The sequence below is a fragment of the Alkalihalobacillus sp. FSL W8-0930 genome (assembly GCA_037965595.1).
In the GTDB taxonomy this organism is placed as follows: domain Bacteria; phylum Bacillota; class Bacilli; order Bacillales; family Bacillaceae_D; genus Alkalicoccobacillus.
On record CP150183.1, the window covers coordinates 3,769,284 to 3,796,070 of the forward strand.

The 26,787-nt window shown below is 41.6% G+C and carries 26 protein-coding genes; 12 read left to right on the forward strand and 14 right to left on the reverse strand.

What is annotated here, in order from left to right:
- Window positions 1–3: 3 nt before the first annotated feature.
- The 4 genes from NSQ54_19390 to NSQ54_19405 form a co-directional block, all read right to left on the reverse strand.
- Window positions 4–294: a transposase gene (locus NSQ54_19390; protein WYP26461.1), complete on the reverse strand. Its 291-nt coding sequence runs from the start codon at window positions 292–294 to the stop codon at window positions 4–6.
- A gap of 478 nt (window positions 295–772) precedes the next feature.
- Entirely contained in the window at window positions 773–1,315 is a 543-nt protein-coding gene (locus NSQ54_19395; protein ID WYP26462.1) for a hypothetical protein, read from the reverse strand.
- A 92-nt stretch (window positions 1,316–1,407) separates the two neighbouring features.
- Window positions 1,408–2,325 (reverse strand): UDP-N-acetylmuramate dehydrogenase, encoded by a 918-nt coding sequence (gene murB, locus NSQ54_19400; protein WYP26463.1) that lies wholly within the window; start codon window positions 2,323–2,325, stop codon window positions 1,408–1,410.
- 167 nt (window positions 2,326–2,492) lie between these two features.
- On the reverse strand, window positions 2,493–2,885 hold the full coding sequence (locus NSQ54_19405) for a GntR family transcriptional regulator (protein WYP26464.1): 393 nt from the start codon (window positions 2,883–2,885) through the stop codon (window positions 2,493–2,495).
- 163 nt (window positions 2,886–3,048) lie between these two features.
- On the opposite strand from NSQ54_19405, the gene NSQ54_19410 reads away from it, so the two are divergent.
- The 4 genes from NSQ54_19410 (at window position 3,049) to NSQ54_19425 (ending at window position 7,358) form a co-directional block, all read left to right on the forward strand.
- On the forward strand, window positions 3,049–3,996 hold the full coding sequence (locus NSQ54_19410; protein ID WYP26465.1) for a LytTR family transcriptional regulator DNA-binding domain-containing protein: 948 nt from the start codon (window positions 3,049–3,051) through the stop codon (window positions 3,994–3,996).
- A 165-nt stretch (window positions 3,997–4,161) separates the two neighbouring features.
- Window positions 4,162–5,010 carry an ABC transporter ATP-binding protein gene (locus NSQ54_19415; protein WYP26466.1) on the forward strand — a complete coding sequence of 283 codons (849 nt, stop codon included), beginning with the start codon at window positions 4,162–4,164 and terminating at the stop codon, window positions 5,008–5,010.
- The gene (locus NSQ54_19420; protein ID WYP26467.1) at window positions 5,010–5,705 is read left to right on the forward strand and encodes an ABC transporter permease; all 696 of its coding nucleotides are present in this window, start codon (window positions 5,010–5,012) and stop codon (window positions 5,703–5,705) included. Before NSQ54_19415 ends, NSQ54_19420 begins: the two co-directional genes overlap by 1 nt.
- A 114-nt stretch (window positions 5,706–5,819) precedes the next feature.
- Entirely contained in the window at window positions 5,820–7,358 is a 1,539-nt protein-coding gene (locus NSQ54_19425; GenBank protein ID WYP26468.1) for an FAD-dependent oxidoreductase, read from the forward strand.
- Between the two features lie 60 nt (window positions 7,359–7,418).
- Here the strand turns inward: NSQ54_19425 and NSQ54_19430 are convergent, their stop codons facing one another.
- Together NSQ54_19430 and NSQ54_19435 are read right to left on the reverse strand one after the other, a co-directional pair.
- A complete protein-coding gene (locus NSQ54_19430) occupies window positions 7,419–9,440 on the reverse strand; it encodes a methyl-accepting chemotaxis protein (protein WYP26469.1) in 2,022 nt (673 codons plus the stop codon).
- Window positions 9,441–9,767: 327 nt separating this feature from the next.
- Complete coding sequence (locus NSQ54_19435; GenBank protein WYP26470.1) at window positions 9,768–10,667, reverse strand: LysR family transcriptional regulator; 900 nt, start codon at window positions 10,665–10,667, stop codon at window positions 9,768–9,770.
- A 147-nt stretch (window positions 10,668–10,814) separates the two neighbouring features.
- On the opposite strand from NSQ54_19435, the gene NSQ54_19440 reads away from it, so the two are divergent.
- The 5 genes from NSQ54_19440 to NSQ54_19460 are packed head-to-tail and all read left to right on the forward strand — an operon-like array spanning window position 10,815 to window position 16,378.
- On the forward strand, window positions 10,815–11,783 hold the full coding sequence (locus NSQ54_19440; protein WYP26471.1) for an ABC transporter ATP-binding protein: 969 nt from the start codon (window positions 10,815–10,817) through the stop codon (window positions 11,781–11,783).
- Window positions 11,784–11,787: 4 nt separating this feature from the next.
- Window positions 11,788–12,828, forward strand: coding sequence for an ABC transporter substrate-binding protein (locus NSQ54_19445; GenBank protein ID WYP26472.1), 1,041 nt, complete (start codon window positions 11,788–11,790; stop codon window positions 12,826–12,828).
- Between the two features lie 30 nt (window positions 12,829–12,858).
- Window positions 12,859–14,514, forward strand: a complete 1,656-nt coding sequence (locus NSQ54_19450) for an iron ABC transporter permease (protein ID WYP26473.1) — start codon at window positions 12,859–12,861, stop codon at window positions 14,512–14,514.
- On the forward strand, window positions 14,511–15,587 hold the full coding sequence (locus tag NSQ54_19455; GenBank protein WYP26474.1) for an MBL fold metallo-hydrolase: 1,077 nt from the start codon (window positions 14,511–14,513) through the stop codon (window positions 15,585–15,587). The genes NSQ54_19450 and NSQ54_19455 overlap by 4 nt, the downstream gene beginning before the upstream one ends.
- Complete coding sequence (locus NSQ54_19460; GenBank protein ID WYP26475.1) at window positions 15,584–16,378, forward strand: hypothetical protein; 795 nt, start codon at window positions 15,584–15,586, stop codon at window positions 16,376–16,378. Before NSQ54_19455 ends, NSQ54_19460 begins: the two co-directional genes overlap by 4 nt.
- Window positions 16,379–16,411: 33 nt before the next feature.
- On the opposite strand, the gene NSQ54_19465 is transcribed toward NSQ54_19460, so the two are convergent.
- Window positions 16,412–17,644 carry an MFS transporter gene (locus tag NSQ54_19465; protein ID WYP26476.1) on the reverse strand — a complete coding sequence of 411 codons (1,233 nt, stop codon included), beginning with the start codon at window positions 17,642–17,644 and terminating at the stop codon, window positions 16,412–16,414.
- Between the two features lie 86 nt (window positions 17,645–17,730).
- Here NSQ54_19465 and NSQ54_19470 point away from each other — a divergent pair, with 86 nt between their 5' ends.
- Window positions 17,731–18,036, forward strand: a complete 306-nt coding sequence (locus tag NSQ54_19470; GenBank protein WYP26477.1) for a hypothetical protein — start codon at window positions 17,731–17,733, stop codon at window positions 18,034–18,036.
- 43 nt (window positions 18,037–18,079) lie between these two features.
- Here NSQ54_19470 and NSQ54_19475 read toward each other — a convergent pair whose 3' ends face one another.
- The 3 genes from NSQ54_19475 to hxlA form a co-directional block, all read right to left on the reverse strand.
- Window positions 18,080–18,799, reverse strand: a complete 720-nt coding sequence (locus NSQ54_19475; protein ID WYP26478.1) for a 3-ketoacyl-ACP reductase — start codon at window positions 18,797–18,799, stop codon at window positions 18,080–18,082.
- Between the two features lie 139 nt (window positions 18,800–18,938).
- A complete protein-coding gene (hxlB, locus tag NSQ54_19480; GenBank protein ID WYP26479.1) occupies window positions 18,939–19,499 on the reverse strand; it encodes a 6-phospho-3-hexuloisomerase in 561 nt (186 codons plus the stop codon).
- 3 nt (window positions 19,500–19,502) lie between these two features.
- Complete coding sequence (gene hxlA / locus NSQ54_19485; protein WYP26480.1) at window positions 19,503–20,135, reverse strand: 3-hexulose-6-phosphate synthase; 633 nt, start codon at window positions 20,133–20,135, stop codon at window positions 19,503–19,505.
- Window positions 20,136–20,311: 176 nt separating this feature from the next.
- On the opposite strand from hxlA, the gene NSQ54_19490 reads away from it, so the two are divergent.
- Both NSQ54_19490 and zwf read left to right on the forward strand, forming a co-directional pair.
- Window positions 20,312–20,653, forward strand: coding sequence for a winged helix-turn-helix transcriptional regulator (locus NSQ54_19490; protein ID WYP26481.1), 342 nt, complete (start codon window positions 20,312–20,314; stop codon window positions 20,651–20,653).
- 190 nt (window positions 20,654–20,843) lie between these two features.
- The gene (gene zwf / locus NSQ54_19495) at window positions 20,844–22,283 is read left to right on the forward strand and encodes a glucose-6-phosphate dehydrogenase (protein ID WYP26482.1); all 1,440 of its coding nucleotides are present in this window, start codon (window positions 20,844–20,846) and stop codon (window positions 22,281–22,283) included.
- 158 nt (window positions 22,284–22,441) lie between these two features.
- Here the strand turns inward: zwf and NSQ54_19500 are convergent, their stop codons facing one another.
- The 4 genes from NSQ54_19500 to NSQ54_19515 all read right to left on the reverse strand — a co-directional run bounded on the left by NSQ54_19500 (window position 22,442) and on the right by NSQ54_19515 (window position 26,648).
- The gene (locus tag NSQ54_19500) at window positions 22,442–25,108 is read right to left on the reverse strand and encodes a cation-transporting P-type ATPase (GenBank protein WYP26483.1); all 2,667 of its coding nucleotides are present in this window, start codon (window positions 25,106–25,108) and stop codon (window positions 22,442–22,444) included.
- 105 nt (window positions 25,109–25,213) lie between these two features.
- Window positions 25,214–25,765, reverse strand: a complete 552-nt coding sequence (locus NSQ54_19505; protein WYP26484.1) for an NDxxF motif lipoprotein — start codon at window positions 25,763–25,765, stop codon at window positions 25,214–25,216.
- Entirely contained in the window at window positions 25,762–26,331 is a 570-nt protein-coding gene (locus NSQ54_19510; GenBank protein WYP26485.1) for a DUF1700 domain-containing protein, read from the reverse strand. The genes NSQ54_19505 and NSQ54_19510 overlap by 4 nt, the downstream gene beginning before the upstream one ends.
- Window positions 26,328–26,648 (reverse strand): PadR family transcriptional regulator, encoded by a 321-nt coding sequence (locus NSQ54_19515; protein WYP26486.1) that lies wholly within the window; start codon window positions 26,646–26,648, stop codon window positions 26,328–26,330. The genes NSQ54_19510 and NSQ54_19515 overlap by 4 nt, the downstream gene beginning before the upstream one ends.
- Window positions 26,649–26,787: the final 139 nt, after the last annotated feature.

A 26,787-nucleotide genomic window follows, 5' to 3' on the forward strand; every position in this document is an offset into this window, starting at 1 on the left:
ATTTTATTTGGGCTTTTGCGTGAAGATGTGCATGGCCTTTTTTAAGATCTCGTTCTCCTCTCGAAGAGAGAGCATTTCCTTTTCATGATGCTTCTTTAACTTCTCCACTTCGGATGGAGTCAAATAATCGCCTGAATTTGGCTTTTCTTGTTTCTTCTTATAATCTTGAACCCAGCGGTGGATGGAGGAAACATGAACTTCCAATTCATACGCCATGTCGCTCGCCTTTTTGCCTTCTTCGATGATTAACTTCGCCACATACTCACGATAATCAAGAGAATACTTTTTCGTCATAGGAACACGTCCTTTGTCAGATTAGATTTAGTGTACAGAGAATCAAATTAACGTGTCCACTTTTTAGACTAACCTCAGTGGGCTTAATAGATTTGGTGATTTTCTTGGTAAGAGGCTCTGGCTCTTGGTTGGGCTAAGTCTCTTCTTAGTATTGAGTACGTGTTCTTGATAAAGCGGTGAACTTCCTTGCTACATGCCCCCTGCTTAGTCGTGACGTTCCTCCACCCTCCATTTTGAGCCTGGTTCTTGCTAATGCACCTAACCTTCTTGGTACTTAGACGCGTTTTCTTGTTAACAGAGCTACCGGGCTTGGTATCGACACTCCCATCTTGGTAAAACATCAATTCTTCTTGGCATTGAGGGTCGTTTCTTAGTTGGCCCCCCCTGTGAGCTTACTAAAGATCGCATTTTTCTTGATAAGAGGAAGCGATTCTTGCTAAAATCTGCTTCCTCCTTACTAGCTCACTTGTTCTTCTTACTAACTCAGGTTCATCCCCCGCACAACCTGCGATATCGCTCCCATCGTTTGTCTTTTAAAGGAATCTGGCACAGATTGTCCGGTTGGATTTTCGTAGTAATAATAGCTCCCGTTTTCTTCGGGCCAATATCCTAATGTTCGTAATGAATTTTCCAATTCGCTAGGTAGTGATGAGGTGTTTGTCTTATTTTTATATAGATCGGTTGGATAGATTTTTACGTCAACATCACCAATCCCCGTCCAGACCACAAAAAGATCTTGTTCATCTTGAACAATCCACTGATTTTTGGAATAGAGGGAAATGTGTGTTCCTTCTAGAGCAGAGATCCCATCAAGGTTAATCCCGTAATTCTGATTGATAAACAGACGAATGTCCTGACCCGAATGGCGTTCTTTTAAAAATTCAGTGAAGGTCTGATCCTGTACGATTTTATCACTTAACTCCATTTGATATGCAGCTTGTACCACTTTATGAATATCGGTCGTTTGAATAGGTGGTTCCATTTTCTCTAAGTACTGATCCATCTTTTCTACCTTTTTCATCAATTGGCCCCCATTTAAATGAATGATTGTATGTATCTCCCTTATTTTACTATAAAAAAGAAGCGTAGAGTATATTCTACACTTCTCCTTCTTTATTCAAGATCTTCACCAAGCACGATGACTTCGGTATCTAATTCAACATGGAAATTGGTTTTTACTGTTTGTTGGACGAGTTTAATTAAGTCTAGGTAATCTTTTGAAGTAGCTCCATTAATATTTACAATAAAGCCTGCATGTTTTTTGGAAACCTCGGCTCCACCAATCCTTGTTCCCTGTAGGTTACTGTCTTGAATAAGCTTTCCTGCAAAATGACCAGGCGGACGCTTAAAGACACTACCACATGAAGGGTACTCGAGTGGCTGTTTCGATTCTCTTGCTTCGGTCAACGCATCCATTTTTGCCTTGATGACGACTGGATCCCCTACTGTCAGTTTAAACTCACCTTCAAGAATGATGTAATCGTGGCTTTGGAACGTACTCTGTCGATAGCCAAGGTTTAGGTCTTCCTTTTCAATCGTTAGAATCTCGCCTTCCTGAGTCATAACCGTTGCTCGTTCTAATACCTCAGAGATTTCTCCACCGTATGCCCCTGCATTCATATATAAGGCGCCACCCACACTGCCAGGGATCCCACATGCAAATTCAAGACCGGACAAGTTGTGATCCAATGCTTTTCTGGAGGCCCCAATAATCGTTCCGCCGGCTTGGGCAATCATTTTGTCTCCTTCTATAAAGAGATTTGTTAATTTGCCCATGCCAATCGTCATCCCACGAATGCCACCATCTTTGATAATGACGTTCGAGCCGCTACCAAGGATTGTGAGTGGCAAGTCGTAGGTCTTACAAAGATCTAACGCTGCTTTTAATTCGTCTATACTCTCAGGTGTCACAAATAGATCGGCTTTCCCACCCATTCTTGTGTACACATGCGTTCTAAGAGGTTCTGCGAGACATACATTTTCTGATTTTATAGTTGTTGTTAATTCTTGATAAATCGTTTCAAGGTTCATTATACTTGCACCCCATCGTTTAAAATAAACTAATACCTAGTATACAATATGACAGCAGATTGGCTATCGTTCATTTGAATGAATTTTAACTCTTTACACTGTAAGAAAATAGAATCTTTACATTGGTTAGAACTTTCATCATAACACGGTAGCACGTGCACTTATAGTTATCCTTCTTCTATTGGTCTAAGTTCAGTAAGTACCTCTTTATAAAGATCAATTAGCTCGTTTCCCTGTAACTCTTTGCACAATGCCTCAGCCATAATTGGCTTGAGCGTTTGCTTTAAGGTTTCTTTATAATCAATATCGGCCTTTTTTACTCCCTCAGGATGAACAACCACACCTTTTTGTCGATGAATAAGTATGTAGCCTTCTTGTTTTAAATGCTGATAGGCCTTATTCACTGTATGTAAGTTAATCCCAATATCAGAGGCCATCGCACGAACAGACGGTAATGGATCGTTTGGCTGCAGCTCTTTCTTTGCAATACCAATCACAATTTGCTGAATGATTTGTGTGTAGATGGCATCCTTCGATTCAAAATCTAACGAAACGTTCAACTCAAAGCCTCCCCATTTTAACTGTTATACTTATATTATAACAGATAGAACCAAGAGACAATTATTTTCGAGGAAATAATACAAATTATTAAATTGACATTACTCTCCAATATTGTACGCTTAACAAAAGACTACAAGAATGATTGTACAAAGGGGTTACGTCATGACTACTTTCAGCATTGATCAAGACATGATTTCATCTGAATCCATTCCTGCATTTTCTCTAACTACTAGTGATAAAGAAGTGACAACAGTCTATTGTAATACGGATATGCAAACAGAGATTATTAAAACATTACAAACTCAACTAACTACACCCATCTTTGATCAGAAGGATGGCTTATATACTCGTTTAACCGTTCAAGAGAATGTTTCCTTTTATCATAAATGGTTCGGATGTAAATTAACGCTTCACGAACTTCTTGTTCAATTTGAATTAGCCTCCATAGCAAAAAAGCCGTTACATAAATGCTCGGTTTCTGAGGTACGCCGGGTTCATTATATAAAATATCTACTAAGTGCTCCTAGCGCTATGGTCTTTATCGAACCCATTCACGGAGTAGACGTTCAGACAACACAAACGTTTATCGCTATGCTTGAACGAATAAAACAAGACACCATTCCAACATTAATTTTTGTTTCGAATATGGAGCATGCTCTCCTTTTAGGGGATATCCCTTATAAACTACAACAAAGTGGCTTAAACAAAATTGAAATTGATGAAGAACCAAATGAGTTAGAAACAGAAAACGCACCTAAAACCTCATTTGATCATCTATTCAAAATCCCTGCGAAGGTTGATGACAAGATCATTCTATTTGATCCATTAGAGATTGATTACATAGAAAGTCAGGACGGGAAAGGTAAGATTGTGATTAATGATCAATCTTACTTGATGGATCTCACTCTTTCAGAGATTGAGAAGAAGTTAAATGTGTACGGATTTTATCGGTGCCACAGATCTTATATTGTGAACCTGCAAAAAGTACGTGAAATCATCACTTGGTCAAAAAATGCGTATTCACTTCGAATTGATAACAGCGTTCAATCGACGATTCCGTTATCTCGGACAAAGATCCAAGAGATTCAGGAAAGATTTAGCTTACGGTAGGTACCGTTCATCGAATGAAGCGAAACATGTATAGAGAAATGGACACCATTCAAACGAAATCTAGGTACCATTCGGCATCTTTTAAGTACATTTCGTACTGAATCGAATGCGACAATCCCTTGTGCGGTCTATGATAGAAGCAGATAAACAAGGGAGGGCAACAAAATGGAAAACGTAATCGAAGTGAACGGATTAAAGAAAACATTTGGCTCACATACAGCCATTAAAAATGTAACGCTACATGTTAAAAAAGGAGAAATCTTTGGCTTACTAGGACCAAGTGGATCTGGGAAAACAACAACTAATAAAATACTCACAGGTGAGTTATCACCAACATCTGGTGAGGTAAACGTACTCGGAATGACATCATCTAAATTTGGATCTGCTTCATTTAGATCAAAGATTGGTATCTTATCTGATAATAGTTCTTTATATGAACGACTGACTGTTTATGACAATTTAAAGCTTTTTTGTAAATTGTATGGAGTTCCTGTTTCACAGATTGATGTTCTTTTAAAAGAAGTTAACTTACAGGATGACGGTTCTCGCATCGTTTCTAAATTATCAAAAGGAATGAAGCAACGTGTTCTACTGGCTAAAGCATTGATTCATAAACCAGAGCTTGTTTTTCTAGATGAACCAACATCTGCACTAGATCCCGGAAACATGACACACATTCATCGTGGATTGCAACGACTAAACGAAGCCGGAACAACAATATTCTTAACAACCCATAATATGGAAGAAGCAACTGAGCTATGTGACCGCGTTGCATTCCTTCATGAAGGTGAGCTCCAGGAAGTGGATAGTCCATCTGCACTTAGATATAAGTACTCTACAGGAGCATTCCATGTGGAAACGCATGATGGCGAACAAATGGTGATTAAAAACAAACCAGAAAATGCAAACCAGATTCAACAGCTGATCGCAACCAATCAAGTTAAGTCCATGCATTCAGACCACCCAACGCTTGGCCAAATCTTCTTAAAAGTTACAGGAAAGGAGCTTGTCTAATGAATACTCAACGCATAGCTGCCATTTTTGAAAAGGATTATAAGGATTTCTTGAAAAATTCATCATTACTTGTTACAGCTGCTATTCCTATCTTCATGGCTCTCCTCTACAGTCAAATTGATTTTGGTGGTGAGATGACCTTTGCAGTATTTATCGTCGTTGGCATAACATTTTCAGCTGTGACAGCCGGTTCTATGATAACAATGATGGCTGAAGAAAAAGAAAAAAATACACTAAGAGGGTTAATTCAATCTCCTGCTTCATTTATTGATATTATTATTGGAAAATGTCTATTGACGAGTGTGGTAACGATCATCGTTCTTGGCATTTCATTACTTCTTATTGGGTTTGAACCCTTATTAGAAACTAGAATGATCATTGGAACGATTTTAGCTTTTATTTTCTTTCTTTTTCTTGGCATTGGCGTAGGACTTTTTGCAAAAACACTCGCATCAACTTACGTGTATACTACACCAATCATGTTAGTGTTTGGTTTTACACCGATGTTTTTAGCAATTGATTTCTTCATAAACAATAAGGTTGCTTCTACAATCATTGAGTATTTTCCGATGATACAGCTTTTAGAAATTGATGAAACGTCCTCATGGGCTCCGATTGGAATCATTGGAATATGGCTAGTCGCTTCAATTATATTTGCCTTTGTTTTATTCAAGAAAGCTGTAAAAGACGATTAAACCTTTTTAAGACAAAACACACCCGCTCCCCCGAGCGAGTGTGTATTTTTGTTTAGGCTCATCATCCTAAAGGGTATAGCGCGTAGTACTAGTCAACTTAGGAGGAGATTCATGATGAGTCAGGTTACTATCCCAAAGTACCCCCACTCGCTTTGGCAGGCAGGGCGTCACAAAGATTCATTCCCAGCCCTTGATCGAGACATTCACGTAGATGTTTCGATTATTGGCGGAGGTGTTACAGGCCTTACTTCTGCTTATTTATTAGCGAAGAAAGGGTTAAAGGTTGCGCTAATTGAGGCCGATCAGCTTCTAAGTGGAACAACAGGGTACACAACTGCTAAGGTCTCTTCTCAACACGGAGCGATTTACCAGAAACTTATTAAACAATTTGGGAAGCGACACGCTCGGTTGTATTATGAGGCTAATGAAATGGCATTAACATTTATTAGAGAGACTATTAAAGAAGAACAGATAGATGCAGAGCTTGAAACAAAGGATGCCTTTATCTACGCTACAAGCACCGACTATGCGAAGGTGATCGAAAAAGAAGTAAAAGCATATGAGAGTTTAGCAATTAATGGAATCTTAGAAGAAGGCGACGTTGGCCTGCCTTTCAAAGTGAATAAAGCCCTACGCCTTAAGGAACAAGCCCAATTTCATCCAGTTACTTTTTTCAAAGGACTCATCTCAACCATTCTTCAAAATGGCGGTCAGATCTATGAAGGTACTCGCATTCAGACAGTTAAAGGAACAGATGAACCTAAAGCGGTCACATCGGATGGCCACACGATCACAAGCAAACATTGTATTGTTAGCACACACTTTCCAATAAATGATAAGACAGGGCTCTATTTCACCCGTCTTCATGCAGAACGATCCTACTGCTTAGCGGTTAAGCCAACGTCTCCTCTCCCTGATGGAATGTCATTGAACATTGAACCAGGTGGGACATCACTCCGCACTGCGTCTAGTCCAGAGGGAGACCCTTTATTATTAATAGGAGGCGCAGGTCACCCTGCAGGGAAAAATGAGGGAAGTCAGTTTCAATCCTATGAAGAGTTACAGCAGTTTGCTGAAAAATGGTTCGGCGTTGAAGCAATCCCTTATCGCTGGTCATCCCAGGATTTAATTACCCTTGACTCGCTTCCATATATCGGTCAAAATGTGGCTGGCGAACCTCATACCTATGTGGCAACAGGCTTTGGAAAATGGGGCATGACCAACGGAGTGGCTGCTGCTCTCCTTTTAAGGGACAAAATCCTCGGCGAAGTTCAAGACAATCCTTATCACGTATTATTCGACCCTATGCGTTCAAAAGTAAAAAAGACAGACATTACTAGCTTTATTAAAGAGAATACAGGAGTGGCCAAGGAGTTTGTAAAAGGTAAAGTACAATCCAGCGATAAGAGCGTAAGCGACTTAGGACTTGATGAAGGGGCCGTTGTTAAATATAAAGGCAAACAAGCAGGAGCTTACAAAGACAAAGAAGGAAACACATACATTGTCTCAACTACCTGTACTCACATGGGCTGTACACTTAATTGGAATGACGCAGAGCGTTCATGGGACTGCCCCTGTCACGGTGGCAGGTTCTCTTATAAAGGGGATGTGTTAGAAGGCCCACCGGTAAAAGATTTAGAGCGACTAGACTGATATAGATGCAAAAACACCCCAAACAATATCTAGAAATGTTTGGGGTGTTTTCAATTTTACTTACTTAGTTTTGTCTTGTTTTTCTAGCTCAAATCGCAACGCCAAGTCCTGCAGCTCCTCCGCTACTTGCGAAAGGCTTGTAACAGATGCGGCAATTTCCTGCATCGATGCAAGCTGCTCTTCAGTGGACGCTGTCACGTTTTCAGAGTTGGCTGCAGTCATCTCTGCAATCATAGAAATCTCTTTAAAGGCTTCTATAAATTGCTTGGTTCCTGCATCAAGGTGCTTGGTTTCCTCATGAACGTTTTGGACGTCGTCTGAGACGCCTTCCATAAATTTCTGTACTACATTAAAGGTAGTACCCGCTTGGTTCACCACTTCAATTCCTTTTTGTACTTGCTCTGTACTTTCATTCATTTTCAAAGTGGTTTGGTTTGTTTCTTTTTGCACTGACTCAAGTGTCGATTTGATCACCTTGGCAGAGTCCGCTGATTGTTCGGCAAGCTTGCGAACCTGCTCGGCAACAACGGCAAAGCCTTTTCCTTGCTCGCCTGCACGTGCTGCTTCAATGGCTGCATTTAAAGCAAGAAGGTTGGTTTGTTCAGCAATTCCCGTAATTTCATCAATGACTTTTGTGACCTCTGTTGCTTTGCTGCCAAGACCTGTGACACTAATTGAAAGCTCTTCAACCGTTTGCTTTACCTGCTGCATCTGTTGAATGCTACTCGAAATGGCTGTGTGTCCATCTTCTACAGCCTGTGTGGCCTGCACCGTATTTTGAAGAACCGCATGCGCGCGGCCTGTTACAGATGAGACGCTTTCTGTCATCTTCTTCGTTGCCACGTTTCCTTGTTTGATTAAGTCTTTTTGTCTGTCTACCTTATGTGCCATTTCCTGCACGTCTGCTGAAATTTGTTCTGTCGCTTTTGTATTTTCCTCTGCACTTGCAGACAGCTCCTCAGCAGAAGCAGCCACATATTGAGACTTGTCCTGAACCTGTGAAATCATGTTTGCTAGTGATTGTCTCATTGTTTCAAATGCCCTACTCAGACGATTAATTTCGTCTTTATCATTATTGGTTGTATTAAATGCTACCCTCAAATCTCCTTCACTCATCTGTTCAGCAGAGTTTGTCAATTTACGAAGAGGTCCAGTAATCGATCGAACCAACAGCAATACAAGCGCCATTCCAACAACGATTGAAGCCACTGTGACGATTCCCGAAGTGGTTAGGATTGGTTGTGTTGCCTGACCCACTTCCTTATCAAAGGAAACTGCAACGATCTTCCATCCTGTTTCTGGGTTTGTTAAGAAGGTAAGCGTTGTTGCATCTCCATTAACATTTGAATCCACTTGACCTGAATCCGACTCTTGAAAAACTTGATATTCTTCACTTGCCTCTTCCCCCACAGTTTCTGTAGGATGGGCAAGATATCGATTCTCTTCATCTAGCAAGAAAACGTACCCTTCTTCTCCAATAGAGAGGCTTGAAAATAGCTCGGTTAAGGCATCGAGTGTGATATCAATTCCTGCTACACCTAGTCCGTCATCTGTTGTTTTCGCAATCGTTGTGACAAGGGAACCTGTTGATGCTGATACATAAGGAGGAGTTATGACGGCCTCACCACTTTGTCCTTCAGCTTGCTGATACCAGGCTCGTACACGTGGATCATAATCCGCACCTACAGGAGAATCATTAGGAGATTGCATAAAATGCCCCTCCCCTGTTCCTACAAAGGTCAGCTCCACATTCGTTCGCGAATCTTGAAAATCATCTAAAAGCAATCGTTGCTCTGGTGTATCCTCCAATAAAAAGGAGCCCACGTTACTTGTACTGGCTAGGTAATCGATATTTTCTTTTTGACTTAAAATAAAACTACTAATTGTATGATTAATAATATATACACTTTCTTCAGCCGACCCCTTCAATTGCTTATCCACGTTCTGACTTGCACTGAGAAAGGAGATACTCGCAATTAGGAAGCTAGGTATAATGAGTACCAATAAAAAGGAAAGAATGAGTTTAGATTTTAACGACATCTTTAATCCTGCTGGTACAACTTTTCTTTTACTGTTTGACATATGGTGTGGTCCCCATTCCTAAAGTTTCATCTACACATGTCCATTTGAGACAAACATGTATTACTTCATCTATCGGACGGTATTCAACCACTTTTTATAGATGTTACGGCCACCGAATCAATCTTTTTTGTGAAAACGTCACCTTCTGTAAAAAGGTTGTTTGAATGGTGAATTTATAGGCTATCAGATGTTAAAAAGGAGGAGCATTCCCATGCACCCACCAGAAAACGAACGGCTTAAAGACCCGAAAAAGCCGTCCTATAAAAAGCTACTTATCGCCCTTTTTCTAGGAAAGCTCTCTGCAGTTGTATTTGTTCAATGTGTGATCTAACTTGTTAGATGCGAATCATCCAATTCTCTTAATTCTCCTACCAGCTTCTGAAAATGTTTAAACGGAGCTCCCATCCATAACTCTTTGTGGTACACAAAATAAATGTTCCGTTCGAGCTCCGAATTATCAAACTCAATATAGGCCAAATGGTCCTCTTTTTCAATTAACTTCTTAGAAATCAGCGCAACCGACTTCCCGTAAGAAAGCATTCGACTAATCGTTGAAACCGAGTCAAGCTGAATCATCTCCATCTCTAGGTTCTGTTCTCTAAGCCATGTTTCCGAGAAATGACCAGTTGAACTTGAAAGTCGATGAACGAGTAGAATCTGGCCCCTCATATCAACCTTCTCAACAATTGGCATAGTGGAAAATGGGTGGTTTGTGCTGAATGCAAGTACAATCTTGTCACTTGCAATCGGTTCATAGTGAAGTTCAGGTTCTTTTTTGCCTGTTTCCATAACTAAACCACAATCAAGCTCTTGTAATAGGAGCTTTTTTTCTATTTCAGGGGCCGTCTGTACGTCGAGTGATACCTTAATTTTTGGATAATGTTCTGCCAGCTGATGAATCAGCTTAGGCATATAGATTTGTGCTGGCACCCCACTTGCTCCAAGCATGATGGAGCCGTGTCCCCCTTGCTTATAATCCTCCACACTTTTCTCCATCGCCTGGTTCACTTGGTTCAGCTGCTTCGCGTAATGGTATAACATTTCACCTACATCTGTTAGTTTATAGCCACCCGCATTGGTTCGAAAGAGCTTCACTCCGTATTCTTCTTCTAACGATTTAATATGGAACGAGACAGTTGGAGTAGACAGCCCTAGAAGTCTGGCGGTTTGAGTCATTTTTTTCGTTTCAACTAAAGAGAGAAAGACGTGCAGCTTTTGAATATTCACTTGGGTCTCCTACAGTATTTTAGATAAATTCTAATGATGTGTTGAGTTTATCAGAATCGTTTTAACGTATTGTTAACAATCCATTAATCCTTTCTAAATACTTTGTCCCTAAACTAAAGACGAAGAGAAAAATGAGGAGAGGGTAACATGATCATTCGCTTGAATGGGATCGAGAAACGATTTGGCTCCGTACAAGCAGTCAAACCAATTGATCTCACAATTAAAGACAGCTTTGTCACCATCCTCGGTCAATCAGGCTGTGGAAAGACCACTTTATTAAAAATGCTGGCCGGTCTGACTGAACCCACTGCGGGTGAGTTAACATTTGATGAGCGTACGATTTTCTCTAAAACAAAGAAAATCAACGTGAAGCCAAATAAGCGAGAGATCGCAATGGTCTTTCAGGACTTTGGGTTGTGGCCTCACATGAATGTGCTAGATAACATCGCGTTTGGCCTTCGTGGCAAAGTTTCTAAACGAGAGCGACTGACCCTGGCACGCGAGGCACTAAGTCGGGTGAAGCTTGAGGCTAAAGCGAACATGTTGCCCGGTGATTTGTCCGGTGGTCAACAACAACGTGTGGCTCTCGCACGAGCGATTGCCGTCCAGCCAAAATTGACCTTGTTTGATGAAGCATTAAGCGCACTTGACGCGGTACTACGTGATGAAATGCGCGAAGAAATACTAACGATCCTTCAGTCCATCGGATCCCAAGGGATTTTTGTTACACATGATCAATCAGAAGCAATGGCGATGTCTGATTCGATGATTGTGATGGATGCTGGTTCTATTGTTCAAACCGGCTCTCCAGAAGAGATCTATCACACGCCAGCTAATTCCTACGTGGCAAATTTTATTGGAAAGACCAACTGGTTAGAAGGAGAAGATCAGATGATTCGCCCAGAGAATATTACTCTAAACCCTCGAAAGCACACCATCCTGAGATCGGGTGTTGTGGCAAAAAGCATGTACGAGGGCGACCGCTATGTCATTTTTGTAAATACGCATGGACAGCTATGGAAGGTCTATGATCATAAACCTCATGAAGAAGGTTCAGCGATCACCCTTTATATTAACGAGCACTCAATCCATTCACTAATGAAACGGGAGGCATAATAATATGAAAAAACGTAACCTATTAACGATTGCAGGGGTATCAGCATCACTTTTTCTACTTGGAGCTTGTGGAGATAATGCCGAAGCCACGGAAAAAACAGAGAACACGAACACAGAAACAGCTGCAGCCCAAACTGACTCAACAAGTGATACATTAACCGTTTACTCTGCTGGACCTGAAGGATTAGCTGAGAACATTCAAGCTGCATTCGAAGAAGAAACAGGCTTAAAGGTTGAAATGTTCCAAAGCACAACTGGTAAAATTCTTTCTCGTCTTGAAGCAGAATCCAATAATCCGATTGCCGATGTTGTTGTTCTAGCATCTATTCCTTCAATGGAAGGACTAAAATCTGAGGAGAAGCTTCAACCCTACGAGCCTGAAAATGCAGATCGTATGAACCCAGATTGGAATGATTCTGACCATTACTACTATGGCTACAGTGCTTCTGCTCTAGGTGTTGCCTATAATACAAACCAGGTTGAATCTCTTAATGCAGATTGGGAAGCATTTGGGGAGGCTGAATGGGAAGGCCGCGTCACAATGCCTGACCCAACCTCATCTGGCTCTGCCGTAGATTTTTTATATGGACTTACAGATAGCGATGAAAAAGGCTGGGATATCATTCAAAGTTGGAAGGATAATGGCCTTCTTGTTGCAGGAGCAAATAAGGAGTCTCTTGATGCAGTGATTACTGGAGATAAAGACGTTGTTGTTGCGGCTGTCGACTACATGACGTACAAAGCGAAGGATAGTGGTGAGCCGGTTGACATTTACTATCCTGAAAGTGGTACTGTGATCAGCCCACGTGCAGCTGGGATCGTAGCTGATTCTAAAAACCTAGAAGGTGCAAAGGCCTATATGGACTTCCTTTTGTCTGACGCGGCCCAAGAGCTTGTTGCAGATGCATACATCCTACCAGGAAATGCGGACAGTGAGTTAAGCAACCGCGCACCATTAGCTGATATTCCTACTCTTCCATTTGATTTTGAAGGCATCGAAGACAAGCAAATTGAAACGCTGAATACCTTCTTATCTATGGAGTAATTCGCTACGACGCACATTGGAGGTATCCACATGATTATACAGAAACACGCGCCTTATACGATCCTATTAATCATTGTTAGCTTACTAGCAGTAGCACCTTTGTTTTCCGTCCTCATCTACACATTTGTAGATGAGGGTTCTCTATCATTTGAATCTATGCAATATGTGCTATCTTCCAATCAAATTCTTCAAACGATGCAGAACTCCCTATTGCTTGGTGTGTACGTAATTGCTTCAACAACACTGATCGCCCTACCACTTGCGATTATTCGTACAAAAACATCTCTTGCACGTCACAACTGGCTTGATCTTGTGTTTGTCATTCCGTTTATGACCCCTCCTTACATCGGGTCTATGGGATGGATTTTATTTATGCAGAACAATGGCTACTATGAGCAATTATTTGGCGGCAAGTTCCCTTTTACCTTCTTTCATGTTGCAGGAATGGTCTTTGTGATGAGCATGCACCTCTATCCATTCTTGTATCTAATGTTAAAAAATGCTCTCCTCAGAATGAATGGATCCTTTCTAGATGCAACCTTAATCTATGGGCGTAATCCTGTTTGGAACTGGTTTCGTGTGGTCATGCCACTACTCATTTCAAGCTACGTAATGGCGAGTCTCCTTGTTTTTATTAAGACATTAGGAGAGTTCGGTACACCAGCTACATTTGGTAAACGAATTGGGTACGACGTGCTTACAACAGATATTCATGCCTATCTATCTCGCTGGCCGATTAATATCTCAGCGGCTACCAGCCTATCACTCATTCTATTAAGTGTATGTATGGTCATTTGGTATCTTCAGAATGTGATTAGTAGAAAGTATTCGTTTGGGATTCACTCGGGGAAATCAGGCAGTAGCGCCAAACCAAAAGACACAGGTCTTGTTCGATTGATCTCAAGTGGCTATGTTCTAATTATCCTAGGTCTTTCCATTGGAATTCCTTACTTTTCTATCATCGTGACCTCCCTATTAAATATTCGCGGAGATGGTCTCAGCTTCAGCAATCTGACGTTCACTCATTATGCAGACTTATTTACCATTGGCTCCTCGAGCTTTAAAGCACTGATGAACAGTATAAATTTTGCCTTTATCGCTGCTACGGTTGCAGCCGTTATTGGCTTTTGTGCCGCGCTTATTATTCGTGAGGGGCAAAAGAAATCACAGCAGGTGCTAGATTTTACAAGCATTCTATCAAATATTGTTCCCGGCATTGTCTTTGTTGTGGGTCTGATTTTATTTTGGAACACCCCATGGTTTCCATCGACCATCTACAACACAACCTGGATGCCGATCGTCACGTACATTGTGCTCTTTCTGCCATATTCCGTGCAATACACAAAGTTTGCCTTATCACAGCTTCATTCATCCATCCACCAATCAAATGCGGTCTTTGCTCACAACGAGTGGCTTGTCCTCATTCGAGTCTGGTTACCTCTTCTAGGGCAAGGAATTCTAGCAGGATGGGTGATGACCTTTATTATATCAATGCGTGAATTGGTTGGTTCCTTACTTATTCTTCCGCCTTCTGTAGAAACAAGTGCAACATTTATCTATAGCCAATTTGAACAAGGAGATGTCTCAAAAGGAATGGCCATGGCTGTTGTGACTGTTTTATTGACCATCCTTTGTATCTTCGTGGTCGAGTCGCTGCAACGAAAGGCCCTGCGAACGAAATCATGATGAATCTCACCACTCTTGGAGGCGTAAAAGAATACGGTCGAAATTGCTTTCTTCTAACCGACCACACAACCAACACACGTATCATGCTAGACTGCGGCGTCAGAAACGGCACGCCCGAAGTGTACCCTGAGATTACCGAGGAAATCGCTCAGTCGCTTCAAGCCGTCTTCATCTCACATGTTCATAATGACCATATCGGAGCACTACCCTTACTTGCGAAAAAAGGATTCAATGGAGAGGTATGGATGTCAGAAGCTAGCCTTGCTCAGCTTCCTCCTATCATCTCTTCGTGGCAGCAAAAGAACCCGGATGTCTCCCTTGCCAACCTTCAATTTCGTGCATTTCCTAAACAAACACGGGGCAAGGAGGTTTCCTTAACGAAGAGTCTACACGTAACCTGGGGCTACAGCGGACATATGTTAGGCAGCGTCTGGTATATCTTTCGAGTGAATGAGGAGACATTCTTTTTCTCCGGCGATATCGCGCTTGATGCACCTTTGTTAGTTACAGATCAACCAATCCTTCGTTTCTATGATCACGCATTAATTGATAGCGGTCATGCTGCCTATACCATGCCTTATCAAAAAAGTATTCAAAATATCATGGCCGTTCTTTCAGATCCACTTGAGCCGTACCATGTTCCGGTCAATCTCTCTGGCAAAGCCTGTGACCTTTTGTTTTCACTCTATCACGCGCTACCTGATCGAACGTTCTTTATAGACCAAGCACTAAACGATCACCTCCTTGCCTATCTGCAGTACCCCGATCATATGCGCAAAGAGCGAATGCACGAGTTTACGGACATGCTTCAAAGCGATCGATTGCAGCTCGCATCAGAAAAAAAGCAGCCTGGAATCTATTTGATGAAACAAGCACCTTTTGAAATGACTAAAATTCAGACGGGCATCTATCTTGATCAATCTTCTCCCTTTTACAAGTCGCATCCAGATCGAGATGATCTTTCAAAAATACTTTCTTATATAGAAGCAAGTCATGTCACATTTTTTCATAGTAAGGAGCAGGACTTGAAGGTTATCTTAAAACATCAGACAAATGGAGGAATCATGTTATGAAAAAAGTGAGTTTCGTAGGCGCATTAACTATTGCATTCTTTACAAGTTTCGCCCTTCCCGCGCAAGCAGAAAGCCCCATTGAACCAGGGTATGAAGTGAAATTCAACCTAGATCTCGACTCATTCTCCAATCAAGAAGACATTGTTCAAACGTTTAATGCTACACATGACGAAGATGTTAAAGTCTATTACTTTGATACTCCAGACCAACAATTCCGAGATCAGGGCTACATACACCGCCTCAGAATCTACGCGAGTGATAAAAAGACAAATATCACTTATAAGAAAGTCTTTCCTGGAATTACTGTAGAAGACGCAATCGCAGAAGCAACAGCAAAAGGGTTCCATAACGACATGTCCAATTACAAATTTGAGAATGATCGTAAAGAAGGTACCGATACATTCTCTATTAGTCGAAAAGAAACCTTTAAACAAAACAAAAAGCTAACATTTGATTCAATTGACGCAGATTATGCTATTAAGCTCTTTAAAGAAGAAGCTCCAAAGAAATATCGCACATGGGATCAAGAAGACTGGTATCAGGACACACTTAGCCAGACCATTCCATACGGACCTGCCCTTGCCGAAACCTTTGAAGGCGAATATCTAGGGGTGGACGCGGACCTTGAAATCTGGACATACAAAGGAGACACGATCGCCGAAATCTCAACAAAAGTTGGTGAAAAAGAGCAAGCTGATCAAATAGAAGAAAGCTGGTTAGACGGGTTAACTGAATCTGGTTGGTTAAGTGACGAACAAACATCGAAAACAGGATTTGTGATGGATAAATAACAGAAAGGCTGTCTCACATACGAGACAGCCTTTTTATGTCTTGATTGAGATCGGTTTAATGTCCCCGAACCTTGAACTGTATTTTTGCCACCTCATTAGGAAAATTGCCGGCAATAATAAACTTAGAAAGCCAATAAATAAAGATACATAGGATGAGAGAAGCTCGGGAATCATGCCAGCTAGAAACGTCCCCATCATTGCAAACAATCCGCCAGTCACAAAGGTGGCGCTTCTAACTCTAGTTATGTATTCATCTGGGGTGATCCCTTGATGTACTGAAATTTGAGCGACAAAAGCCATTGATAATGCACCATCAAAGAAAACCATCCCGGTTGATAAGATATATAGATTTTCACTTAAACAGATCATTAAAACTCCAACTGAGGACGTGGCGAGTAACGAGCATAGGAGTGTAAGCCAGTTCATCGTTCTAAACCACTTCATAATCAATACACCTATTAAATTTCCAATGCCTGCACAGCTTAAGATGATCCCAATTTCACCTGCTGATAGCTGTAAGAGTGTATCCGCATGAAAAATAACCGTTAGCGGAATAAATACTGTTGCAAAACTTAACACACAGTGGCTAAATGAGATCATTCTTTGAGTAGGATTTGCCAAAAGGATGGTCAAGCCTACGAATGACTCTCTAGTGAACGTGTGTAGATTCACTTTTCTTTTCTCGTGAGTTGGCTGGACCGTTTTTACTCTTTTTATCAGAGAGAGAATCATCATTCCTAAGATAGACAATACCCCACAGATAACTAAAGTTGGGCTGGCACCTATTTGACTTAATAGAATTCCACCTAATACAGGACCGATAATTGTACAAACTGCATCGGCACCTTCAAGACTCGTATGTGCTCTTAAAAGATTTTCTCTTCCTGAAATTTCTGGAATCATAGCAGCAAAAGCTGTGCGACTGATTAAAGCTAACAGACCCATGATAAATAAAATCATTGCACTTAGTAAGGAATTCAGTTCATCGAAGCTGAAAATATAGGCCAACAGAAACAAACAGATACCATAGAAAAAGTTACTAACAGAGGCGTACAAAACTTTGTTCTTAGCTTCTAGCCAAGTACCAATCGGGATGGAGAAAAGAACGGCTCCTACTTGCTGGGAAAGTGCAACAAGAGCTGTAATGAAAGGGGACTGAGTAAATCCTAGAACAATTAGAGGGATGACTAACTCCCGGAATCGTCCATTTAAGATAGAGGTAAAGTTATAGAACCACATGAGGGAGAAATTCTTGTTTATAAACAATCTGTTCACCTGCTTATCTATTTACTGGTAGTTAACATGTTATCATTGTTATAACATATAATTGTAAATAAATTGGAGGTAATGAGATGGAACATTCCAAAAAATTAGGCTTAGGAAGTTTTTCTTTGGTTCTTTTTTTAGTTAGTTCCATTCTCTTGTTTGCGAGCGATAAAGGCTACACTGCAGGGGAATACTTACTTAAGTTAGTAGGCCTTAACGTGCATGAACTGGTCATTGCCGTTATTCTTTTATTACTAGCAGTCTTTATTGCAAGAAAGTTCCCTACTCACTTATTCTCCAAGTCTGGATTGATCTCATCCTCGATTTTATTAGGTCTTATTTTAACCTTAGCACTTATTGATCTCATCTTAAGATTTGTTAGTTTGTTTTAACAAAAAAGCCAGAGACTGAGTCTCTGGCTCCTTTCAATTCCAATTAAGGATTCGTTGACCACATACCTGCTGATTTGATGAAGATACGTGGGTGTAATTTTAGTTGTGACACGATAATCTCTGCTAAGTCTTCTGGTTGCATCACTTTTTCAGGATTGCCATCCGTCAGGTTCTCTCTAACAGCAAGATCTGTTGCGACCGTACTCGGTGTAAGAGCTGTTACACGTACGTTATGCTTACGTACTTCAAGTGCAAGAGACTCTGTAAGTCCAAGTAATCCAAACTTAGAGGCGCTGTAAGCACTTGTTGCCGGTGCTCCTTTTTGTCCCGCTGTTGAAGAAATATTGATGATGTCTCCGCCTTGTTTTTCAATCAGCTGCGGAAGCACCGCTCTTGTTACGTAATATGTTCCTGTTAGGTTCACGTCTACAATGTTTTTCCACTCTTCTGGATCTAAGTCCATAAAGCCACCGAACTTACCGATTCCTGCATTGTTAATCAGGATGTCAAATGTGCCAAGCTCGTTTGTTAGTGAATCAACTGCTTTATTTACTTGCTCAAGTGATGAGATATCAGCTGTTGCAATCGCTACCTTCACACCTTTTTCTTTAAGCTCTTCTGCAAGACCTGTTAAGTCTGCTTCTGTACGGGCAACTAGACCCACGTTTACTCCTTCGTTTGCAAGCGCAATCGCTGTCGCTTTTCCGATTCCTTTACCAGCGCCAGTGATTAACGCTGTTTTTCCTTTTATCGTTTGTGCCATGGAAATCCCTCTTTTCTGTAATCTATTCTACTCATTTTACTGAGTTCAAGACTTAAAGTGAAGTAATGCGCTCTATCGAATGCGATGAAAAAACACCTTTGATTCCTGTATGATACAGAAATCAAAGGTGCTACGTTATCTATTCAAGATTGGCATGTTTGCCGTACATCTGCTTTGAATTCAGTTCTTTCTTTTCCATAAAACACAGAATGACTGCATCATAAAAAAGAAGAGATGTCTGTTCAAATAATGATCCCATTGGTTGAATGGTCTCGTATTCACTACCTTCTGCACGGTCCTTTGGTGCTCCAGGAAGGATAACAGTGAGATCGGCAAGCTCTCCAATCGTAGAATCTGGAGAAAGCGTGACAGCAGCAACTGTGCCACCAAGAACTTTTGCCTTTTCTACAATTGGAATTAAGCTTTTCGTTTCACCTGATCCTGTACCTACGATTAACAGATCACCTTTTTCAAGGTTCGCAGTAACTGTTTCGCCTACAGCATACGCATCAATACCCATATGCATCATACGCATCACAAAGGATTTGCCCATAAAGCCGGAACGTCCAGCTCCTACAACAAAGACTTTCTTCGCTTGAAGAATCGCTTCAACCAGCTTGTCCGCCTCTGCTTCGGAGATTGACTGAACTGTCCCTCTAAGTTCTTGAATGATTGTCTCAAGATACTCGGTCGTATTCATTGATTACCCTTTGTTAATAAGTGCTTTGATTTCTTGTGCAGCAGTTTTCTTATCGTCTTTAGACGTGATTCCGCCACCAACGATTACTAGATCCGGCTTGGCTTCAATTACTTCTGGAAGAGTCTCAAGCTTGATACCACCAGCGATTGCTGTTTTTGCATTTTTAACAACAGATTTGATTTTGCGTAGATCTGCGAAAGAATCTTTTCCTTCAGCTTGAAGGTCATAACCAGTGTGAACGCAGATGTAGTCTGCACCAAGCTGATCTAATTCTTTTGCACGTGTTTCGATATCTTTTACAGCGATCATATCAACAAGGATTTCTTTTCCTTCTTTTTTCGCTGCTTCAACCGCACCACGGATTGAGCTATCTTCAGCTGCACCTAGGATTGTGATGATGTCTGCTCCAGCATTAGAAGCTTGTTGTACTTCATATCCAGCAGCATCCATGATTTTGATATCAGCAAGAACGGTTAGGTTCGGGTATGCTTCTTTAACTGCACGAACAGCTTCGTGACCAAGGCTGTTGATGATTGGCGTACCAATTTCAACGATATCGATTGAGTCTTGAACTTCTGCTACAAGCTCAATTGCTTCTGGAATATTTACTAAATCTAATGCTAATTGTAATTTCATGATGAAAAAACTCCTTTGTCTCTTTGGATTTGACAGCCTGTATAGTATCTCTCAATTCACTATTTACTAATCTGCCTAAAACAAACTATACTAAGTACGTCACCAAATGAAAAGTACGCACATTTATCACATATAGTGTGGAAAAGTATACTATGGGTGACGAAGGATGTGAAAGTATGCCGAACTTAGGTGAACGGACATTTAACTGTGAAAAGGAACTAACATTGTCTGTCATAGGTGGAAAGTGGAAGATGCTCATTCTATGGCATTTAGGAAAAGAAGGAACAAAACGCTTCGGTGAGCTGAAAGCTCTTATGCCTGGAATCACACAGCGAATGCTTGTGAATCAGTTACGTGAGCTTGAGGATCATGAGATTCTTCACCGAGAAGTCTACCCAGTTGTTCCACCCAAGGTTGAATATTCCCTAACAGAGCACGGAAGAAACCTGATGCCTATTCTTGATGCCATGTATGAATGGGGTAAGGATTACATCGAAAATGTGTTGGAAAAAGAATAAGAAGAGAGCCACGTTCGCATTGATCCCAGTCAATGTGATCGTGGCTTTTTTATCGTTCCTTTGATTTCATTTAGTATACATTTCCACACTTCCTGCAAAAAAAGTGCGTACTTACGCAATTGAAATGAACGTTTTATACTGTGTGAGCACAGGCAAGCCACACTCATTTTTCAAGAAAAGGATGATGAACATGGATTCAATGTCTTTTATTTTATTTGGTGCAACGGGAGATTTGGCGAAACGAAAAATCTATCCCGCGCTCTTTAATCTGTATATGGACAATAAGCTTCCCGAAGCCTTTTCTGTTATAGGAGTTGGTCGGGAACCACTCAATACAAAAGAATTTCAATCAACTGTGATTGATTCTCTTTATGAATTCTCTAGACATTCAACAGATGACAAAGCGAAGAAGCTTGCGTTTGTTCAGAAGCTTTCGTACGTGAGCGTGGATGTCACGCAAGAAGAGAGCTTCAACGAACTGAAAACCTTTGTTGAGCGTCAGGAGAAAGAAGCCGGACTTGGGAATAACCGCATTTTCTATCTGTCCGTCACACCAGCCTTATTTGATGTGATCACCACAAATATTAATAAAAGTGGACTCGGCGACACATCCGGCTGGAAACGAGTCATTATTGAGAAACCGTTTGGTCACGATCTTGAGTCGGCACGCGCGTTGAACAGCTCGGTTCTTCGTGCGTTTAACGAAGATGAAATTTACCGGATTGACCACTATCTAGGGAAACCAATGGTGCAAAATCTTGAGACACTGATCTCAGCGAACCCGGTGCTTCAATCAATTTGGAGTAACCAATTGATTGCGAACGTTCAAATTACTGCAAACGAAACAGTCGGTGTCGGCTCACGCGCCTCGTATTATGAGCACTCCGGCGCGATTCGCGATATGGTCCAAAATCACATGCTGCAGCTGGTTATGATGACGGCCGTGCGTATGGTCGATAGGCAAAGCGTATCTGAGTTAAGAAGTGAAAAGATCAAGCTGATGAATGCAATTGAGCCAACTTCTCCAGAAGACGTGGTTCGAGCTCAGTACACGCGACTTGCCTCGGAGAACGAGACGCTCGTAAGCGGATATACAGAGGAACCTGGTGTAAGAAGTGATTCAACAACGGATACGTTTGTTGCCGCTCGTCTGCAGGTTAACACCCCTACGTGGCAGGGCGTCCCATTTTTCATTCGCACCGGCAAGCGCCTCAGCAGTAAAGAAACAAAGATTGTAGTTGAATTTAAGGACACGTTAAACCTTAGTCAGAACGCAACGGATGCAGCACCTAATTTACTCGTTATTCATATTAATCCAAACGATGGTGTGACGCTTCAACTGAATAGTAAGCATCCTCTGACAGGTAAACTTGAACCAATAAAGGTTGAATTCTCGGCTAGTCATAGAGAAACACCTGAAGCATACGAATTTTTATTAGCTGATGCCATTAAAGGGGATCCGACATTTTTTACGCATTGGGATGAAGTTGAACTCGCTTGGCAGTGGATTCAACCGATTCTTGAACAGTTTAAATCAAATGCGATTCCGCTCCATCACTATCAAGCTGGGACAAACGGTCCAGAGGAAGCTGACAAGCTGCTTGAGGTGTATGGATACAAATGGTGGTAAAAGCTAAAAAAAGAGACAAATGCCCTGCCGGATAGCGTGGCAGGGTTCCTTTTATTTCATTCATCTATTTCTTTTAACAACAGCCTCTTTAGTATTTCAAGCTCTTCATTTGTTGGCTTGACATCTTCAGCATACATCTTCTTAGGAGGCCACCATCACTACCTCGCCCTTCTCTCCACAACACTCTTCGTAATCCGCTTCTCAATCTCCACAATCACAAACACAGCCAGTCCCATTAATATTGGAATCCCCCACTCTGTAAGGGTTAGCGGTGTGGTTTGGAAAATGGTGTTCATGAAAGGTAAATAAGTGATGGCTACCTGTAAGACAACCAGAATTCCGGCAACTAGAAAAGCCATCCTGTTCGTAAAAAAGTCTTTGTTAAAGGCAAAACCAAGCTCACTTCGGCAGTTAAACAAGTGAAATAATTGAGCCATTACAAACATTTGCAGGATAATCGTTTGATGCGCACCATTGTGATAATCTTGACTCTGTAAAAAGGTGTTCATCCACAGGGTGCCTATTCCAATTAGGATAGAAACAAAGGCAATTCTGAATGCATAGTAAGATGACAAAAGCCTTGCCTTTGGATCTCTTGGTGGCCGGTTCATTGCGCCTTCTTCAACTTTTTCAAAGGCAAGCCCCAGAGAGACTGTCACTGATACCACCATATTTACCCAGAGAATTTGTACGGGTGTGAGCGGCATGGTCATCCCAAGAAAAATACTCGCAATGATCAGTATGCCTCCTGCTCCATTTGTTGGCAGGATAAACAGAATCGTCTTCTTAATGTTGTCGTATACACGCCGGCCTTCTTCGACTGCATGGACAATAGTCTGGAAGTTGTCGTCAGCGAGTACCATCTTCGCCGCATCCTTTGTTACCTCGGTCCCCTTAATTCCCATGGCTACACCAATGTCTGCACGCTTTAAGGCGGCAGCATCATTCACACCATCACCGGTCATGGCACAAATATGTCCCAGCTTCTGCAGGGCTTTTACAAGTCGCAGCTTATTTTCTGGGCTTGTTCTGGCAAATACATGCGTTGTTTCTGCCGCATGCTCGAGCTCTTCATCATTCATTTTATCTAAATCGCGACCCGTTAAAGCCGTTTGACCATCTCCAATCCCTAACTGCTTACCAATAGCCTTTGCTGTTTCGGCATGGTCCCCGGTAATCATTTTAACTTGAATGCCTGCTTTAAGGCAGGTTTCTACGGCCTGCATCGCTTCCGGACGCGGAGGATCAATGATTCCTGCAATACCAAGGAAAATTAGACCATTATCTAGATCATGATGACCAAGCTTCTCGGTCTTAGAGTACACCTTCTTATAGGCTGTTCCGATGACCCGTTCCCCAACGCGTGCCCGCAGAGACATCCGCTTTTCCCAGTGCGAGCGATTAAAATCAGTCTGATTATGCTTGGCCACCATCTCGAATATACGGTCAGGCGCACCTTTTACAAAGATGTATCGTTCCTCGTTTATTTCTGCAAGCACAGCCATGTACTTATAATCCGAATCGAACGGGATTTTAGAAATGATTGTATAGCTTGGTAGCTCCATATCTGACTTTCGACCTAGCGTTAGAAAGCAGCCATCTGTTGGATCTCCATCAATGGTCCAGTGACCCGTTTCATCCTGACGTAAGTTCGCATCATTACACACCTGCACACATGTGAGAAAGTGCTCTAGGATTTGGTCTGCATCCTCCGTCCGATGTTCATCCTTCAGTTGAATGTCACCAGTTGGCGCATAGCCTGTACCTGTTACCTCATAAGCTGCTGAGGTCGTTTCAACATTCGTGACGGTCATCTCATTTTTCGTGAGCGTACCGGTCTTATCAGAACAAATCACTGAAACTGAACCAAGTGTCTCAACCGATGGAAGGCTTCGTATGATGGCGTGTCTCTTTGCCATCCGCCTGACTCCAATCGCAAGAATGATCGACAGGACAGCGGGCAGCCCTTCTGGTATCGCAGCAACAGCTAACGTAATAACCGATAATAACAGCTCCCCTGCCGGAAACGACCGGACAAAGTAACCAAATAAAAACATCAGTACAGCTACACCAACAACAAAAAGAGCGATAGTCCGTCCAAACCCATCTATTTGACGAAGCAATGGCGTCTGTAGATCCTCTACCTCGGAAATGGCCTCATTAATCTTACCAAGCTCGGTTTGCGGACCAATGGCGCAAACGATACCAACTCCACTACCTGCCGCAACCGATGTACCGGAAAACGCCATGTTGATTTGGTCGTTTAATACTGTATCTGACTCAAGTACGGTGATTTGCTTATCAACAGCAGTTGACTCACCCGTTAATGCAGACTCCTCAACGCGAAGATTATGCACCTCCACAAGTCTAAGATCAGCAGGCACTTTGTCTCCAGCACTAAGGATCACAATATCGCCAACAGCTAAATCTACTCCGTCGACTTCTTTTCGCGCACCATTTCGTCTTACATTCGCCGTAGAACTAAGAAGCGCTTTAATACCATTTAACGCTTTCTCCGCTTGATTTTCTTGAAAAAAGCCGATAAACGCATTGATAATCGTTACTAGCACAATCACCGTTGTATCAATAAAGTGTCCCAAGATCGCAGTGATGACAGCAGCTGCAAGTAACACATAGATCAACACATCATTAAATTGACCTAAAAATTTCTTTAAATTGGATTCCTTTTTCTTCTCAGGGAGCTCGTTTCGCCCATCTAACTCTAATCGCTTAACCGCCTCATCGCTCGTTAATCCAGTATCAACTTGAGTTCCAAGTTGACGCTCGACCTCGCTTACCTCCATGTTAAACCACTTATATTCCATCCTTCTCACCTCTACTCGCTTGTCTCTCGGTTAGTATGCGCTTAGATAAATGGAACATGCGAACAGAAGAAAAGGCCGCTCTCGTTGATGAAAGCAGCCTTTTTGTTATGGTGTAAATGCAGTGGTTTCAATGCCTTTTTCTTCTAGAAACGCTTCGATTTTTGCTTGTTCTCTTCCACTTACGTTGTCTGGAATATTGAATACAGACGTCCAATCCTCCATTTCTTCTATCATGAACTCATTCGAGCTTGATACATAAGAATATGTTCTTAATGTATCTACCTCGTAACCATTCGGTAAGGTATTATCACCGATGTAGTCTGAGAAATTGTCATCATTTTTCTTTAACTGTCGATTCACTTGCTTCATCAGGTCTTGTTCTTCTCTACCTGACTCCTCAAACATTCTATCCATTAACTCAAACTGAATGTTCGATAACTCTCCAAACGTGTCCAAATAGGTTGTTAAGCTTTCCTTCATCTCATCTTCTGAGATCACTTCATCTTCTTTATCCGACTCAAACACCGTATCAGGGATCTCAACATCCTCTAGATTAATGATTTCAAGACCCTCAGCCTCAGCATCTTCAATCGTTTCTTGATTACAACCTGCTAGAATGGCTAACCCTATAGCCAGACTAACCAACCACTTTTTCATATCACTCTCTCCCTTTTAAGTAAGGATACATTCCATTTAAGATGACGAATGAACAAGGACACAAGTGCTTTTGCGATGAGATAACCGACAACGGCAAGTGCTGAGCCAATGACTACAGCTCTTGTTACTTCTGCGATTTCCTTTAACGTAATCATATCGAAGCCGTATATAAAGCCCACTACAAGTAAAATGACAGGAGATGCAATCATAAGTGGTACAGCAATGACAAATGCAAAGACAACGGGAGATACGAGCAGCAACAGACCAAAGCACATGAACATCACAAATACATTCCAAATACTTAGCCCGCCAATGGATATACCTGCGCGAAACAGGTGAGACAGGCTTTTCTTATCCTCTACCCTTTGAACGGCATGCACCGCATTTAACTCTTTGGCAAGCACCTTCGGATCCCCCAGCTGCCTCGATACTTGTTCGGCATTCTCGCTGTCCTGCTCCCCTTCTTTAAAGTGCATCGCATACTCACGGATGATCTCATTCTTTTCCTGCTCCGACATGTACGTTAAATGCATGCGCAATGTCCTTAAGAACTCACTTTGCTTCAAATCTCTCCACTCTCCTTCATAAAAAAGTCGATAATCGCAGCAAACTCATGCCAATCACTCTTTAGTTGAATCAGCTTTTCCTTACCTGCCTCCGTTATGTGATAATACTTCCGGATTGGTCCCTCCCCCGAAGGCTTTTGGTACGTTGAGACATATTGATCCTGAACCAGTCGCTTTAAAATCGGATACACCGTACCCTCTGATATGCTCATCTGATTTGAAATCTTTTTAATAAGCGAATAACCATATTCATCGTTCTGGTTGATGATTAATAGCACCAACAATTCCAAAACACCTTTTTTAAACTGTGCGTTCATTCCATACCACCAATATGATTTTATCTTCGTTTACAGTATATGGGATACTACTATATAATGCAAGGTAGCGTGGAGAATTTTAGAAAATATAATTTAAGAGCACACCAAAAAGCAGCTATATACTAGCCTATAGCTGCTT